The organism is Saccharothrix tamanrassetensis (assembly GCF_014203665.1).
GTDB lineage: Bacteria > Actinomycetota > Actinomycetes > Mycobacteriales > Pseudonocardiaceae > Actinosynnema > Actinosynnema tamanrassetense.
On record NZ_JACHJN010000006.1, the window covers coordinates 378,093 to 394,501 of the forward strand.

11 protein-coding genes and 1 pseudogene are annotated in these 16,409 nt (G+C 69.9%); 9 read left to right on the forward strand and 3 right to left on the reverse strand.

The genetic code is table 11. The features are described 5' to 3' along the window. Positions 1 to 192: 192 nt before the first annotated feature. Positions 193 to 546 carry a hypothetical protein gene (locus tag FHS29_RS21300; RefSeq protein ID WP_184693012.1) on the reverse strand — a complete coding sequence of 118 codons (354 nt, stop codon included), beginning with the start codon at positions 544 to 546 and terminating at the stop codon, positions 193 to 195. Here FHS29_RS21300 and FHS29_RS21305 point away from each other — a divergent pair, their 5' ends adjacent. The 6 genes and pseudogenes from FHS29_RS21305 to ndk all read left to right on the forward strand — a co-directional run bounded on the left by FHS29_RS21305 (position 547) and on the right by ndk (position 9,688). Next, complete coding sequence (locus FHS29_RS21305) at positions 547 to 3,177, forward strand: valine--tRNA ligase (protein WP_184693014.1); 2,631 nt, start codon at positions 547 to 549, stop codon at positions 3,175 to 3,177. Continuing rightward, positions 3,174 to 4,532 carry a bifunctional tetrahydrofolate synthase/dihydrofolate synthase gene (folC, locus tag FHS29_RS21310; protein ID WP_184693016.1) on the forward strand — a complete coding sequence of 453 codons (1,359 nt, stop codon included), beginning with the start codon at positions 3,174 to 3,176 and terminating at the stop codon, positions 4,530 to 4,532. The genes FHS29_RS21305 and folC overlap by 4 nt, the downstream gene beginning before the upstream one ends. 26 nt (positions 4,533 to 4,558) lie before the next feature. Continuing rightward, on the forward strand, positions 4,559 to 4,909 hold the full coding sequence (locus tag FHS29_RS21315) for a DUF4233 domain-containing protein (protein WP_184693369.1): 351 nt from the start codon (positions 4,559 to 4,561) through the stop codon (positions 4,907 to 4,909). Between the two features lie 38 nt (positions 4,910 to 4,947). Continuing rightward, positions 4,948 to 6,471 carry an alkaline phosphatase D family protein gene (locus tag FHS29_RS21320; protein WP_184693018.1) on the forward strand — a complete coding sequence of 508 codons (1,524 nt, stop codon included), beginning with the start codon at positions 4,948 to 4,950 and terminating at the stop codon, positions 6,469 to 6,471. Between the two features lie 123 nt (positions 6,472 to 6,594). Beyond that, a pseudogene (locus FHS29_RS21325) lies at positions 6,595 to 9,132 on the forward strand (alpha-amylase family glycosyl hydrolase). A 145-nt stretch (positions 9,133 to 9,277) separates the two neighbouring features. Beyond that, the gene (gene ndk, locus FHS29_RS21330; protein ID WP_121003127.1) at positions 9,278 to 9,688 is read left to right on the forward strand and encodes a nucleoside-diphosphate kinase; all 411 of its coding nucleotides are present in this window, start codon (positions 9,278 to 9,280) and stop codon (positions 9,686 to 9,688) included. 51 nt (positions 9,689 to 9,739) lie between these two features. On the opposite strand, the gene FHS29_RS21335 is transcribed toward ndk, so the two are convergent. Further along, positions 9,740 to 10,351 (reverse strand): GNAT family N-acetyltransferase, encoded by a 612-nt coding sequence (locus FHS29_RS21335; RefSeq protein ID WP_184693020.1) that lies wholly within the window; start codon positions 10,349 to 10,351, stop codon positions 9,740 to 9,742. A gap of 216 nt (positions 10,352 to 10,567) precedes the next feature. On the opposite strand from FHS29_RS21335, the gene FHS29_RS21340 reads away from it, so the two are divergent. Both FHS29_RS21340 and FHS29_RS21345 read left to right on the forward strand, forming a co-directional pair. Beyond that, positions 10,568 to 10,981 (forward strand): DoxX family protein, encoded by a 414-nt coding sequence (locus FHS29_RS21340; protein ID WP_184693022.1) that lies wholly within the window; start codon positions 10,568 to 10,570, stop codon positions 10,979 to 10,981. Between the two features lie 28 nt (positions 10,982 to 11,009). Then, on the forward strand, positions 11,010 to 12,971 hold the full coding sequence (locus FHS29_RS21345; RefSeq protein ID WP_184693024.1) for a TIGR03960 family B12-binding radical SAM protein: 1,962 nt from the start codon (positions 11,010 to 11,012) through the stop codon (positions 12,969 to 12,971). A gap of 716 nt (positions 12,972 to 13,687) precedes the next feature. On the opposite strand, the gene FHS29_RS21350 is transcribed toward FHS29_RS21345, so the two are convergent. Continuing rightward, complete coding sequence (locus tag FHS29_RS21350; RefSeq protein WP_184693026.1) at positions 13,688 to 15,253, reverse strand: S8 family peptidase; 1,566 nt, start codon at positions 15,251 to 15,253, stop codon at positions 13,688 to 13,690. 245 nt (positions 15,254 to 15,498) lie between these two features. Between FHS29_RS21350 and FHS29_RS21355 the strand changes: the two genes are divergently transcribed. Then, complete coding sequence (locus FHS29_RS21355; RefSeq protein ID WP_184693027.1) at positions 15,499 to 16,272, forward strand: TIGR03936 family radical SAM-associated protein; 774 nt, start codon at positions 15,499 to 15,501, stop codon at positions 16,270 to 16,272. Positions 16,273 to 16,409: the final 137 nt, after the last annotated feature.

The window sequence follows — 16,409 nt, forward strand, 5'->3', positions numbered from 1 at the left end:
GCGCGCCCCGCGCGAGCGCGCCAGCGGTACCGCGATCGACTGTCGACCACAGGGTGACGCGGCACCGCTGCCACGGGCCCCAAGGGGTTGTTTCCGGCCCGTGGATCCGGTGTCTCCCCCCTGCGGCGACCGGTGATCAACGTTAATTGTGATCGGCGCCACTGTCCGGCAGAATCGTCCGAACGGGTGACCTCATTCCGGGCAGTCGCTCTCGACCCCGAGTGGCTGGTCCGGGTCGAAGTAGTGCCCGAACGGCTCGTCACCGCCGATGACGGACCGCTCGCTGATCCCCGGCGCGAGGAAGCCCTGCTCCGCCGCCGTCCACGCGATGGCGTAGTCGTAGCCGTCGGTCTTGTCCGTGGCGAACGCGTACGTGCCGACTCGCGTGGTCCCGGTCGAGCCACGGGTCGTCTTCGTCGTTGTTCTCGCGCATCGCGATGAGCCCCCACCCGTCGTCGACCGGGCATAGCCTGATCGGGCGAGGCCGGGAGGTGCTACCAGGTATCTGGTTCGAAGTCGATACCCACCGCTCCGTAGACTTCCCACGTGACTGAAACGCCCACCCCACCCCAGCGCACCGAACTCCCGCCGGCCTGGAACCCGGCCGAGGTAGAGGCCGGGCTGTACCAGCGGTGGGTGGAGCGCGGTTACTTCACGGCCGACGCGAACAGCGACAAGCCGCCGTTCACCATCGTGCTGCCCCCGCCGAACGTCAACGGCAGCCTGCACATGGGCCACGCCCTCAACCACAGCATCATGGACGCGCTGACCCGCCGCCGGCGGATGCAGGGCTACGAGGTGCTGTGGCTGCCCGGCACGGACCACGCGGGCATCGCGACGCAGACCGCGGTCGAGCGGTCGCTGGCCGGCGAGGGCATGTCCCGGCACGACCTGGGCCGCGAGAAGTTCGTGGAGCGGGTCTGGCGGTGGCGCGAGGAGGTCGGCGGCACGATCCTCGGCCAGATGCGCCGCCTCGGCGACGGCGTGGACTGGACCCGGGTCCGGTTCACCATGGACGAGGGCCTGTCGCGGGCCGTCCAGACGATCTTCAAGAAGCTGTTCGACGACGGCCTGATCTACCGCGCCGAGCGCATCATCAACTGGTGCCCGCGCTGCCAGACGGCGCTGTCGGACATCGAGGTCGACCACTCCGACGACGACGGCGAGCTGGTCTCCATCCGCTACGGCTCGGGCGACCGGTCGATCATCGTGGCGACCACCCGCGCGGAGACCATGCTGGGCGACACGGCGGTGGCCGTGCACCCGGAGGACGAGCGGTACGCGCACCTCATCGGCACCGAGGTGGAGGTGCCGCTGACCGGGCGGTACGTGCCGATCGTGGCCGACGAGCACGTGGATCCCGCGTTCGGCACCGGCGCGGTCAAGGTGACCCCGGCGCACGACCCGAACGACTTCGAGATCGGCCGGCGGCACGAGCTGCCCGCGCTGACCGTGATGGACGGCCGGGGCGTGATCACCGCGCACGGTCCGTTCGAGGGCCTGGACCGGTTCGAGGCGCGGCCCGCCGTGGTCGCCGCGCTGCGCGAACAGGGCCGGATCGTGGCCGAGAAGCGCCCGTACAAGCACTCCGTGGGCCACTGCTCGCGCTGTGACACGGTGATCGAGCCGCGGCTGTCGTTGCAGTGGTGGGTCAAGGTCGAGCCGCTGGCCCGCGAGGCCGCCGCGGCGGTCCGCGACGGCCGCACCCGAATCCACCCGCCGGAGCTGGCCAAGCGCTACTTCGACTGGGTCGACAACCTCAACGACTGGTGCATCTCGCGCCAGCTGTGGTGGGGCCACCGCATCCCGGTCTGGTACGGCCCGAACGACAAGGTGATGTGCGTCGGGCCGGACGACGAGCCGCCCGGCGAGGGCTGGACGCAGGACGAGGACGTGCTCGACACGTGGTTCTCGTCCGGTCTGTGGCCGTTCTCCACGCTGGGCTGGCCGGCGCGGACCGGCGACCTGGCGAAGTTCTACCCGACCAGCGTGCTGTCCACCGGCTACGACATCCTGTTCTTCTGGGTCGTCCGGATGATGATGTTCGGCCTGTACGCGATGGACGGCAAGCAGCCGTTCGACCACGTGTACCTGCACGGCCTGATCCGCGACCAGTACGGCAAGAAGATGTCCAAGTCGCGGGGCAACGGCATCGACCCGCTGGACTGGATGGACTCCTACGGCGCGGACGCCACCCGGTTCACCCTGCTGCGCGGCGCGAACCCCGGTTCGGACATGGCCATCGCCGAGGAGTGGGCGGCCGGTTCCCGCAACTTCACCACGAAGCTGTGGAACGCCTCCCGCTTCGCGCTGAACAACGGCGCGACGGTGGCCCGGCCGGTGCCGCCGCGCGACGAGCTGACCGACGCCGACCGCTGGATCCTGGACCTGCTGGACAAGCTGGTCGCGGACGTGGACGCGCAGTTCGAGGGCTTCCAGTTCGCGAAGCTGTCCGAGGCGCTCTACCACTTCACCTGGGACGAGTTCTGCGACTGGTACCTGGAGCTGGCGAAGGTCCAGCTGGCCGAGGGCGGTGCCCGCGCCGAGGCGACGCAGGCCGTGCTGGGGCACGTGCTGGACGTGGTGCTGCGGCTGCTGCACCCGTTGACGCCGTTCATCACCGAGACGCTGTGGACGACGCTGACCGGCGGCGAGTCGGTGGTCGTCGCGGACTGGCCGAAGCCGGTCGGCGGCGAGCGCGACGAGGTCGCGGCGACCCGCGTCGAGGGCTTGAAGAAGCTGGTCACCGAGATCCGCCGGTTCCGCTCCGACCAGGGCCTCAAGCCCGCGCAGAAGGTCGCGGGCAAGGTGCGCGGCGCGTGCTGCGTGGACCTGCTCGACCAGGTGCCCGCCGTGCGGTCGCTGACCAGGATGACCGAGCCGGGCGAGGGCTGGACGGTGTCGGCGTCGCTGGAGGTCGGCCTGCCCAAGGGCGCGGTGAAGGTCGAGCTGGACCTGTCCGGCGCGATCGACGTGGTGGCCGAGCGCAAGCGGCTGGCGAAGGACCTGGCGGTGGCGGAGAAGGAGCGGGCCCAGTGCGAGGGCAAGCTCGACAACCCCGCGTTCACCGACAAGGCGCCGGCCGAGGTGGTCGCGAAGATCCAGGCCCGGCTGGCGGCGGCGAACGCCGACATCGAGCGCATCCACGCCCGCCTCGACACGTTGCCGCAGTCGTGAGCGCGCCCGATCCGCTGGAGGAGCTGCGCCAGGTCGAGGCGGAGCTCAACCAGCGCTGGCCGGAGACCAAGCTCGACCCGAGCGTCGAGCGGATCCGCGCGCTGGCCGAGCTGTTGGGCGACCCGCAGACGTCGTACCCGGTGCTGCACATCACCGGCACGAACGGCAAGACGTCCACCTCGCGCATGGTCGACGCGCTGCTGACCCGGGTCGGCCTGCGCACCGGCCGGTACACCAGCCCGCACCTGCAGCTGGTGACCGAGCGGATCAACGTGGACAACGCGCCGATCAGCCCCGAGCGGTACGTCGAGGTGTACCGGGACATCGAGCCGCTGGTGTCCATCGTGGACAGTCGGGGCGAGGTGCCGCTGAGCAAGTTCGAGGTGCTGACCGGGATGGCGTTCGCGGCGTTCGCGGACGCCCCGGTCGACGCCGCCGTGGTCGAGGTGGGCATGGGCGGCCAGTGGGACGCCACGAACATCGCGGACGGCAAGATCGCGGTGATCACGCCGATCGGCATCGACCACGTCGACTACCTGGGCTCGTCGCTGGAGGGCATCGCGACCGAGAAGGCCGGGATCATCAAGCCCGGCGCGGTCGCGTTGCTGGCCGAGCAGGACCCGGTGGCCGAGCGGGTGCTGCTGCGGCGGATCGCCGAGGTGGACGCCATGGTCGCCCGGCAGGGCTCGGAGTTCGGTGTGCTGCAACGGGATGTGGCCGTCGGCGGGCAGCTGCTGCGGTTGCAGGGGCTGGGCGGCGTGTACGAGGAGGTCTTCCTCCCGCTGCACGGCGCGCACCAGGCGGCGAACGCGGCGTTGGCGCTGGCGGCGGTGGAGGCGTTCTTCGGCGCCGGCGCCGACCGTCAGCTGGACGTGGACGCGGTGCGCGAGGCGTTCGCCACCGTGGCGTCGCCGGGCCGGCTGGAACGGGTGCGCTCCGCGCCGACCGTGCTGGTGGACGCCGCGCACAACCCGCACGGGGCCAAGGCGCTGGCGAAGGCGCTGGACGAGGAGTTCGGCTTCCGCAAGCTGGTCGCGGTGGTCGGCGTGATGGACGACAAGGACGCCGTCGGCATCCTCAGCGAGCTGGAGCCGGTGGTGACCGAGGTCGTGCTGACCGCGAACTCGTCACCGCGCGCGATGGACCCGGACCTGCTGGCGGGCGTGGCGATCCCGATCTTCGGCGAGGACCGGATGGTCGTGCAGCCGCACCTGCCGGACGCCATCGAGGAGGCCGTGCGGCTGGCCGAGGACGACGACGACGGTGGCGTGGTGTCCGGCGGCGGCGTGATCGTGACCGGCTCCGTGGTGACCGCCGGCGAGGCTCGCGCCCTGTTCGGCAAGGAGCCCTCGTGACCGTCCCGGCGCCGAAGAAGGACCCGATGAAGTCGTTCCGGGGCATCATGGCCGGGACGCTCATCCTGGAGGTCGTCGTCGTCGCCCTGGCGCTGCCGGTGGTGGCCAAGCTCGGCGGGGGCATCGGGACGGGCACCGGGTACCTGGTGCTGGCGCTGATCGTGGCGCTGATCGGTACGTGCGCGATCCTGAAGCGCCCGTGGGCGTTGTGGGTGATCGCCGTGCTGCACCTGGTGATGATCGTGTCGTGGGTGGCGTTGACCGCGTTGGGCGCCATCGGGGTGCTGTTCACGCTGGTGTGGGCCTACCTGCTGTGGCTGCGCCGTGACGTGGCACGTCGGATGGCCGAGGGCCGGTTGCCCAGCCAGCAGTCCTAGTTCACCCCGAGTTCGGTTTCGGCGGTTAGAAACCCGCCATGACCGAAGGTGTGGTGAACCGGCGGACGCTGCTGCGCGCCGGAGCGATCGGCACGGCCGCGGCGTTCGTGCCCGGTGTCGCGTTGGCGGCGTCGGGCAGGCCCGTGCTCACGCACGGCGTGCAGTCCGGCGACGTGACGTTCGACGGCGGCCTGGTGTGGACGCGGGCCGACCGGCCGGCCCGGATGCTGGTGGAGGTGTCGTCGGACCCGTCGTTCCGACACGCCCGCCGCCTGCGCGGCCCGGTGCTGAGCCCGTCGACCGGCGGTACCGGCAAGCTGCGGCTGCGCGGTCTGCCCCCGGGCCGCCGCGTGCACTACCGCGTGGTGGCGGAGGACCTGGACGGCCGCACCCGCAGCGAGGCCGTGACCGGCAGCTTCCGCACCGCGCCGCTCGGACGCGAAGGCGTGCGGTTCGTGTGGTCCGGTGACGTGGCGGGTCAGGGCTGGGGCAGCAACCCGGACCTGGGCGGTATGCCGATCTTCGGCGCGATGGCCGCACGGCGGCCGGACTTCTTCATCAACAGCGGCGACACGGTGTACGCGGACGGGCCGTTGCAGGAGTCGGTCACGCTGCCCGACGGCCGGATCTGGCGCAACGTGGTGACGCCGGAGAAGCTCAAGGTCGCCGAAACCCTGGACGAGTACCGGGGCCAGTTCGCCTACAACCTGATCGACCCGAAGTACCGCTCGTTCGCCGCCGACGTGCCCGCGTTCGTGCAATGGGACGACCACGAGGTGGTCAACAACTGGTACCCCGGCGAGATCCTGGACCTGCCCCAGTACACCGAGAAGCGGGTGGACGTGCTGGCGGCACGCGCGTTTCGGGCGTTCCACGAGTGGCAGCCGATCGACCCCCGGCAGGCCGTGGACGGGCGCGTGTACCGGAAGTTCTCCTACGGGCAGCACGTCGAGGTCTTCGTCCTGGACATGCGGTCGTACAAGGACGCCAACAACTCGCCGCGCGACGGCGTGGGGCACGTGCTGGGGGAGAAGCAGGCACGGTGGCTCGTCGAGTCGCTGGACCGGTCGCGGGCCACGTGGAAGGTCATCGCCGCCGACCTGCCCATCGGGCTGACCGTGCCGGACGGGGCGGACATCGAGGGCGTGGCGAACGGCCTGCCGGGTGCGCCGGGTGGGCGTGAACACGAGTTGGCTTGGGTGTTGCGGGAGCTCAAGCGGCGTCGGGTGCGCAACACCGTGTGGCTGACGGCGGACGTGCACTACACGGCGGCGCACCACTACTCGCCCTCGCGCGCGGCGGTGGGGGACTTCGATCCGTTCTGGGAGTTCGTCTCCGGCCCGGCGCACGCGGGGGCGTTCGGGCCGAACACGTTGGACCCGACGTTCGGGCCGGAGGCGGTGTTCGTGCACGCGCCACCGGCTGCGAACACCTCGCCGCTGGACGGTTTCCAGCACTTCGGGGAGGTGGAGGTGACGCGGGACGGCGAGTTGACCGTGTGGCTGCGTGACATCACGGGCGCGTCGCTGTGGTCGAAGACGTTGCAGCCGCAGCGACGGTGAGTTCCCGCAACGCTTTGCGTTCCCCGGAGTCTTGATCGACCAAGATCGTCGTGGTTCTGTGAGCCCTCGCCCGGTCTCGTGCCGGGCGAGGGCTTTGCAATTCCTTGCGACAAGGAGGTCGCCATGCGCCGCCGCGTGGGACTCGTCGTCACCCTGCTGCTCGCGGGACTGGTGGTGCCAACGGTTCCCGCGGCGGCGGTTCCCGCTGACCGTCTGGCGGTCGGCGCGGTGACAGACATCGCGCCCGGTGTGCGGTCGGGGGATCGCGCGTTGGCGAAGGACGCGCTGCGCAACGACCTCGCGGGGGAGCGGTTCTACTTCGTGCTGCCCGATCGGTTCGCCAACGGGGATACCCGGAACGACCGTGGCGGATCGGCTGACCAGGACCGGCTGACCACCGGCTTCGACCCGTCGGACAAGGGCTTCTACCACGGCGGTGACATCAAGGGCCTGCGCGACAGGATCGACTACCTGGAGGGCATGGGTATCACGGCCATCTGGCTGACCCCGATGTTCCGGAACCGGTGGGTGCAGGGTTCGGGCGCGAACGTGTCGGCCGGCTACCACGGCTACTGGACCACCGACTTCACCGAGCTCGACCCGCACTTCGGCACCACCGACGACCTGCGGCGGCTGATCCGGGACGCACACCGCCGTGGCATCAAGGTGTTCTTCGACATCGTCGCCAACCACACCGCCGACCTGATCGACTACGCGGAGGGCAGGCACGAGTACGTGCCGACGAGTGCGGTGCCGTACCTGGACCCGGCGGGGAACCCGGTGGACATCTCCGCGATCGCCGGGCAGAAGGACTTCCCGAAGCTGACCGCGCCGTACACGCCGGTCGTTCGCGGGAAGAAGTCGCCGGGCTGGCTGAACGACCCGTCGCTCTACCACAACCGGGGAGACTCGACGTTCAGCGGCGAATCCAACCAGTACGGCGACTTCTTCGGCCTGGACGACCTGATGACCGAGCACCCGACGGTCGTGGCGGGCATGAAGCGCATCTTCACCAGTTGGATCGACACGCTCGGCATCGACGGCTACCGCGTCGACACGGTCAAGCACGTGAACATCGAGTTCTGGCAGGCACTTGCGCCCCACGTGAAGAGGTACGCGGCCCAGCGCGGCAAAAAGGACTTCTTCGTCTTCGGCGAGGTGTTCGACGCGAACCCGGCGATCACCTCCCGCTACACCACCACCGGCCGGATGCAGGCGGCCCTGGACTTCCCGTTCCAGAGCGGCGCGGCGTCGTTCCTGTCCGGGCGTGGTTCGGCGCGGCTGGGCGAGGTGCTGGTGGACGACGACCGCTACACCGACGCCGACTCGAACGCCTCGTCGCTGCCGACGTTCCTGGGCAACCACGACATGGGGCGCATCGCGTGGATGGTGCGGCAGAACCGGCCCGGTATCGCCGAGACCGAGCTGCTGGAACGCCTGAAGCTCGGCAACGCGCTGATGTACCTGTGGCGCGGCAATCCCGTCGTGTACTACGGGGACGAGCAGGGTTTCGCCGGTAGCGGCGGCGACAAGTCGGCGCGGCAGGACATGTTCGCGTCCCGCACGCCCGAGTACATGGCCGAGGAGCTGGTCGGCAGCGACCGGACCGGCGCGGTGGACAACTTCTCGCCCGACCACCAGCTTTACCGGCAGTTGCAGGGCCTGGCGTCGTTCGTGGACTCCGATCCGGTGTGGCGCAGGGGGAACCAGACCTTGCGGTACGCCTCCGGTGACGTGATCGCGTTCAGCCGCGTGGGTGCGGCAGAACAGACCGAACACCTGGTGGTGGCCAACGGGGGCACGTCTGCCGCGTCCGTCGACGTGCCGGTGGGCAGTACGGCGTTGCGCCCCATCTGGCCTGCTCCCGGTGAGGTCGTGACGGCGGTCGACGGCAAGGTCCGGGTCACGGTGCCGCCGCTGTCGGCGTTGGTGCTCAAGGCTTCGAGCCGGTTGAACGCCTCAGCGCCCACCCCGACGCTGACCGTGCCGCCGGTCGGCACCGTGCTGGACGACCGGGTGGAACTGCGGGCAGACGGTGTCACGTCGCCGTTCGCGCAGGCCACGTTCGCGGTGAAGGTCGAAGGCTCCGCCGACTGGACCGTGCTCGGGACCGACGACACCGCGCCGTACCGGGTGTTCGCGGACCTGGCCCGGCTGCCCGGCGCTGCGGTGGGCAAGAAGGTCGAAGTCCGGGTGGTGGCGAAGGACTCGGCCGGATCGCTGGGTGCGGATGGCGCGGTGCTGGCGTTGGCCGCCGCCCCGCCGGGTACGGAGACACCGGACTGGCTGGTGGTGCACTACAACCGTCCGGCGGGCGACTATGAGGGCTGGGGGCTGCACGTCTGGGGTGACGTGGTGGGCGCGCCGACGTGGCAGTAGCCGTTGCCGTTCGTTGGCGAGACCCAGTACGGGCGGTTCGCGTGGGTGCGGTTGCAGCCGGGTGCGAAACAGGTCGGGATCATCGCGCACCGCGGGGACGAGAAGGACACCGACATCGACCGCTTCGTCGGCCCGAGCGTGACGCCGCAGGTGTGGCTGAAGCAGGGGGAGGCTCCGGTGTACGACAACGAGGTTGCGGCGGCCGGTCAGGCGGTCGTGCACCACTCCGGTGACACCTCCGGTCTGGTGGCGCGTTCCGGTGGGGCCGATTTCCAAAGCTGACAGCCCGGACCGACGAGAACGCTGCGGCGGTCGGCGGTCGTACAACGCTTCCCGGTGGTCACGACGGGCCCTTTCGCACCTCCGGCTACCCTTCACCCATCCCAGCTTCTGTTGCACGAACTCGTACGAAGGAGTACCGACGGCCGTGAGCGAGCGCACCCTGGTCCTGGTCAAGCCCGACGGCGTCAGCCGGGGCCTGGTCGGCGAGGTCATCTCCCGCATCGAGCGCAAGGGCCTCACCCTCGCCGCGCTCGAACTGCGCACCGTGGACCGCGCGACCGCCGAGCAGCACTACGCGGAACACGACGGCAAGCCGTTCTTCGGCGACCTGGTCGAATTCATCACCGGCGGCCCGCTCGTGGCGCTGGTCGTGGAGGGCACCCGTGCCATCTCGGCGTTCCGCCAGCTGGCCGGTGGCACCGACCCGGTGGAGAAGGCCACGCCGGGCACCATCCGGGGCGACTTCGGCCTGGAGGTCCAGTTCAACCTGGTCCACGGCTCGGACTCGCCGGAGTCTGCGGAGCGCGAGATCAAGCTCTGGTTCCCGAACCTCTGAGCTTCCCCGTCGAACGGCCCGGACCTGCGCGGTTCGGGCCGTTTCGGGTTTTCAGGCGCCGTGCCGACGCCGATCCCCGACACCCCGACGCGGTGAGGCCCCCAGGCCACCGGCGGCCGACCCGTGCAGCACCACCCCGTCACGGAAACCGAGCGGCAAGGCCATCTGCACGTCGTCGAACCGGACATCCCCGACGGCGATCGCGTTGGGCAACCGGCCCCACTCCCGGAACCCGAGCTGCTCGTACAGCTCGATCGCCCCGTGGTTGTTCCCCCGCACGCCCAACGTCAGAATCTCCAACCCGGCCGCACGGGCGTTCTCCACCACGGCCGACACCAGCAACGACCCCAGCCCCAGCCCACGCGCCGACGGGTGCGCCGTCACCCGCCCCAACTCGGCCCGGTGCACGAACACCTCACCTGCCGGCCGCTGCCACGAAGCCGTCCCGCGCACCACCCCGTCCACCAGCGCCAACACCAGCGCCGCGTCCCCGACCCGGGTCCGTGCCAGCAGCCGATCCAGCCACTGGTCCGTCTGGTCGCGCCCCGGCGGCGACTGCCAACCGATGGCCCCACCGACGGCCACCACCGCGTGCAGCACCTCGTGCACCTCGGCGCGCAACCGTTCGTCAGCCTCCGAAGGCCAGGTCAGGTCGATCTTCATGCACCCACCCTAAGTCGGCCCCGGAACCGTCGGACCCGCTCAGCGACGTGGCGAACGCGACCCTTACCTCGTCGGAACCGGGAACCCGACCCGAAGCCGACGGCACTGCTCGTGAAGGCCACGATCGGGGCATCGGGCCCGCCCAGCAGGCCCAGGCGCTTGCTGACCGCCTGACCTGGTTGAACACTGGACGAACCTCACAACCAGGAGGTCGTCATGGACGTGATCGCACTGATCGGCCGCATCCTGTTCGTGCTCCTGTTCTTCGGTTCGGCGATGGGCCACCTCACCCAGACCGAGGCCATGGCCGGCTACGCCGCGTCGAAGAACATCCCCTCGCCCAAGCTCGCCACCCAGGCCAGCGGCGTGGTGATGATCGTCGGCGGCCTGATGGTCCTGCTCGGCGTGTGGGCGGACCTCGGAGCCCTGCTGCTCGCGCTGTTCCTGCTGCCCACGGCCTTCCTGATGCACGACTTCTGGAAGCAGACCGACCCGCAGGCCAAGCAGCAGGAGATGATCCAGTTCAACAAGGACCTGTCCCTGGCCGGCGCTGCGCTGCTGTTCTTCGGCATCTACGCCGGACCCGGCTCCGACCTGGGCCTCACCATCACCGGACCGCTGTTCGGGTAGCCGCCGGCGGTGCCGTTACCCTGAATCCGTGAGTGTCGAGTCGGTCTTCCCCGCGTTGGAGCCCCTGCTGCCGAGGGTGTCCAAGCCGGTGCAGTACGTCGGCGGGGAGCTCAACGCGACCGTCAAGGACTGGGACGCCGCCGCCGTGCGGTGGGCCCTGATGTACCCGGACGCCTACGAGGTCGGACTGCCCAACCAGGGCGTCATGATCCTGTACGAGGTCCTCAACGAGCAGCCCGACGTGCTGGCCGAGCGGACCTACGCGGTGTGGCCCGACCTCGAACGGCTGATGCGCGAACACGACGTGCCGCAGTTCACCGTGGACGCGCACCGGCCGGTCAAGGCGTTCGACCTGCTCGGCGTCAGCTTCGCCACCGAACTCGGCTACACCAACCTGCTCACCGCGCTGGACCTGGCCGGCATCCCCCTCCACGCGGCCGACCGCACCGAAGACCACCCGATCGTGGTGGCCGGCGGGCACGCGGCCTTCAACCCGGAACCGATCTCGCCGTTCGTCGACGCGGCGGTGCTGGGCGACGGCGAGGAAGCCGTCCTGGAGATCACCGACCTGGTCCGGGCCTGGAAGGCCGAAGGCCGCCCCGGCGGGCGCGACGAGATCCTGACCCGCCTGGCCGAGACCGGCGGCGTCTACGTGCCCAGGTTTTACGACGTGGAGTACCTGCCCGACGGCCGCATCCAGCGCGTGGTGCCGAACCGCGAACGCGTGCCGTACCGCGTGTTCAAGCGGACCACCATGGACCTGGACGCGTGGCCGTACCCGAAGCAGCCCCTGGTGCCGCTCGCGGAGTCCGTGCACGAGCGGATGAGCGTGGAGATCTTCCGGGGCTGCACGCGAGGCTGCCGGTTCTGCCAGGCGGGCATGATCACTCGGCCGGTGCGGGAACGTTCCATCGAAGGCATCGGCGCGATGGTGCAGCGAGGCCTGGAGGCCACCGGCTTCGAAGAGGTGGGCTTGCTTTCGCTGTCCAGCGCCGACCACTCGGAGATCGCCGAGATCACCAAGGGCCTGGCGGACCGCTACGAGGGCACCAACACCAGCCTGTCGCTGCCGAGTACGCGCGTGGACGCGTTCAACATCGACCTGGCCAACGAACTGTCCCGCAACGGCCGGCGCTCGGGTCTGACGTTCGCCCCCGAGGGCGGCAGCGAACGCATCCGCCGCGTGATCAACAAGATGGTGTCCGAAGAGGACCTCATCCGCACGGTCAGCGCGGCGTTCGCGGCGGGGTGGCGGCAGGTGAAGCTCTACTTCATGTGCGGCCTCCCCACCGAAACCGACGACGACGTCCTGCAAATCGCCGAAATGGCCAAGAACGTCATCCGCGCGGGTCGAGAGGTGAGCGGCCGCAAGGACATCCGCTGCACGATTTCGATCGGTGGCTTCGTCCCCAAGCCGCACACCCCGTTCCAGTGGGCGGCGCAATGCGATCCGGTCACAGTGGACAGCCGCCTGCGCAAACTGCGCGAGGCAGTCAACTCCGACCGTGCGCTGGGTCGGAACATCGGCATGCGCTACCACGACGGCCAACCGTCGCTGATCGAAGGCCTGCTGTCCCGAGGTGATCGCCGGATCGGCCGGGTCATCGAACGCGTGTGGCGGGAAGGCGGCCGCTTCGACGGCTGGTCCGAGCACTTCTCCTACGAGCGCTGGGTTTCCGCCGCCGAGGCCGAACTGACCCCGCTGGGCGTGGACCTCGCCTGGTTCACCACCCGTGAGCGGGAGGAGTTGGAAGTCCTGCCCTGGGACCACCTCGACTCGGGCCTGGACAAGGAATGGCTCTGGGCCGACTGGCAGGACGCCCTGGACGAGCGAGAGCAGGACGACTGCCGCTGGACGCCCTGCTTCGACTGCGGCGTGTGCCCGGCGATGGGAACGGACATCGAAGTGGGACCGACCGGCCGGACCCTCCTCCCGATCTCCCCGGTGGGCAAGGGCTCCCCAGTCCACAACCCATCCCTCACCACGTAACACAAAAGGCTGAACCCACCCCCAATCCCGTACGCAATCCCCACCCCCGCCACTCGGTGAGATATCGAATCCGCGCGAACCACCACCCGACCTTCACCCCCGACCAGCACCCGACCGCCACGCCTGCCTCGACAGCCAACGTCCCCATGCGGCCTCCACAGTCAACCGGCACGCTCGCCGCACCCGCACCCGCACCCGCACCCGCACCCGCACCTGCACCCGCACCCGCACCCGGCATGGCATGGCATGGCATGGCATGGACAGGCTGCCTCGCCGGCGGAAACCTGGTGCGCCAGGACTTCGTCGAACGGGCGGCTCCGGCCCCAGTGCAACGTGACTCCGTTCGAGCGAGCTTGAATCAAGTTCCCTCAGACGCTCCAGCCGGAGGCCTGGCGGATCCCGGAGTGCGGCTGAAGAGGTGCAAAGCCCAGAAGTGGACAGACCTGTAGACCTTCCGTCACAGGCATTCGCGGTGCGCGTGAAACCGGCCCTCGGTTGAAGGGAACCGGTGGCGAGGCTGGTGGAAATAGACGTCGAACACGCCACCCCTGGATACGCCAAACGCTGGTTACGCCATCGCGCGAGAACCGGCGAACAAACGAATCGGCGAACCGGCGAGGTGCTGTTTTTCGTCAGGCGGATCGTCGGGCATCACCCCGTCCGGCGCGCACCGCAAGCGAGGCATCGCGAGCCGCACCGACTCCAGTGGAAGCGCTTCAGCGCTCCTTGAGAAGTGCGCCAGCGCCACTCGGAAGCGCCTCAGCGTCACCGCTGGTTGGCGCGCCCTTCGTCGCGTCGACGGGCCTGTTGCCCTTCACCGCAGCCTCGGCGTCCACCAAACCGTGGCCGTAGAAGCCGTTGTACTCCGAATACCCGGTGCAATAGGCGTCCTGAACGCCCGTGCCGTTGAGGTCGTAGTCGGCGGGGCACGGCAGGGTCTCCGCCTGCGAGTTCAACATCCGGCTCAACTCGCCCGCCGTCGCCTTCGGGTGCGTTGACGCGAGCAGCGCCGCGACTCCCGACACGTGCGGGGTGGCCATGGACGTGCCGCACGAGTAGTCGTAGCCCGAAGGCACGGTCGACAGCACGCACGCCGGACCCTCGGCCGGCGGCTGCTTGCGGTCACCGCCCGGCGCCGTCACGTCCACCATGCCCAGCCCGTACGAGCTGTACCCGGCCTTCACCTTGTCCGCCCCCACCGACGACACGGCCACCACGTTGCGCAACTGCGCGGGCAGCACGAGGCACGTGTTGTCCACCGGACGTGGCTTCACGTCTTCCGGCGCGGCGTTCGTGGGGCTCTGCGCGTCCTGGCCCGGCTTGGTCACGTCGGCGGCACTGTTGCCGGCCGCCGCCACGGTCAACACGCCCCGTCCGGTCGCGTAGTCCACCGCACGGCGCACGGCCTCGTATACGACCGCCTGGCCCGTCTTGTTCTGACAGGTGAACACCCACGGGTCGATGAAGTAACTGTTATTTGTGATCGTCATGCCCTGTGCCGCTGCCCACATGAACCCGCACACCGCGTACTCGGGGTAGATGAACCCCGCGTCGTCCACGACCTTTACTGACGCGATCCGCACGCCCGGCGCCACGCCCGTCGTGCCCAAGCCGTCGTCGGCGGCCGCAATCGTGCCCGCGACGTGCGTCCCGTGCGCGGACGTCGTAGGCGTCCACGCGGTCGGTGAGGGATTCGCCACACCCGTCGTGCAGCCCGCGGACAGCGCCGGGTCCAGCGCGCCGACCAGCTCCGGATGCGTCGGGTCGATACCGGAGTCGAGCACGCCGACCACCACGTCCCGGCTGCCCTTGCTGATCGCGTGCGCCTCGGCGGCCCGGATCAGCTCCATGTCCCACTGCTCGGCGGTCCGGTCGGGGGTGCCGGTCGGGTAGGACCGGTTGGACGAGGTCTCGTCGTCCTTCGTCCGGGACGGCGCGCCGTTGCGCTTGGACAGGCCGTCGGCCTGCGCGCTGTAGGACCGGTCCAGGCCGATCTTGCGGCCGAAACCGGGATCGCCGGAGACCGCCACGGCCACGCCGATCTGCGGGTAGTAGCCGGTCGTCGTGCCGCACGCCCGCGAGATCATCGCGTCGGCCAGCGGCTCGCTGGTGCCGATGTCCAGCACGACCAGGTAGCGCAGCGTCGGGCCGGGCTGGATGCACTCGGGAACGGCGGTGGCCTCGCCGCCCGGCGTGGCGGCGTGCGCGGACGCCGCGAAGCAGCCGGTCGCGAGCAGCGCCGCGCTGACCGCGACCGCTTGGACGCGGCGGAGCAGAGGCACGGGGGACCTCCAGTGCTGGGCTGCCGATCGACCACGGCGGCGGCCGTCAGTGGGACCTCTGTTGCCGGACGGTAGCCAGGCGGGACGAACCAGACAAGCTCAACGGTGTCGAACGGCACCAAGGTACCGTCCTGCCGGAGTAGAAGCGTGGACCGTTGGGGTGCTTACCCCGTCGGAACCCCACCCGGTACCCAAGGGGAGCAGCACTGAGCCGCCACCAGCCATCCAACCCGTCGGCCGCGCCGGTGCAGAAGCTCCGGCTGCGCTACGCCAAGCGCGGTCGGTTGCGGTTCACGTCGCACCGTGACATCGCCCGCACCTTCGAGCGCGCGCTGCGGCGGGCAGGCGTGCCCATGGCCTACTCCCAGGGGTTCAGCCCGCACCCGAAGGTGTCGTGGGTCGGCGCCGCACCGACCGGCGTGGCCAGCGAAGCCGAGTATGTTGAGGTGCAGGTCGTGGAACAGGTCGACCCGGACGCACTGCGGACCGCGTTGGACGCCGTGCTGCCGCCAGGCCTGGACGTGATCGAGGTGGTGCGGGCGGCGGGTGGCACGCTGCCCGAGCGGATCGAGGCCAGCGCCTGGCAGGTGGAACTGCCCGGCGTTTCACCCGAACGGCTGATAGAAGCCGTGACGGCGTTCCTGGCGGCCGAGTCCGTCGAAGTGGAACGGCTGACCAAGGACGGCAAGAAGGTGATCGACGTCCGGCCGGCCGTGGTCTCCGCCGAGGTGCGTTCCGACGTGCCGACGGGGTCCGGATCGACGCAGATCCAGATGCATTCGAGCGACGCGGGACACGATGCACGGGATTTGTCACATCCGTGTGGGATACTTGTGACGGTCGTACGGCAGACAACACCTACCGTTCGACCCGACGACGTGCTGAGCGCGCTCCGAGTCGTCGCCGACCTGGTTCCGCCGGTGCCCGCGAAGGCGACCCGGATGGCACAGGGGCGGCTCGACGACGAAGGACGCTTGGTCGACCCGCTGGCCCTTGACCGGGCGGCGGAGGAGGTCTGACCGGGCTGCCGCCGGAGCGGCGCTGACGGCGTCGTCGCGGGAGATTGAGGACCTGCTGTGCCGTGCGCACAGCGCGCAACAAAGGATTCCCGCCGCCAGCCGCGGCGGTGAGTGGACAAGAGAGGCCCCTGCGCGGC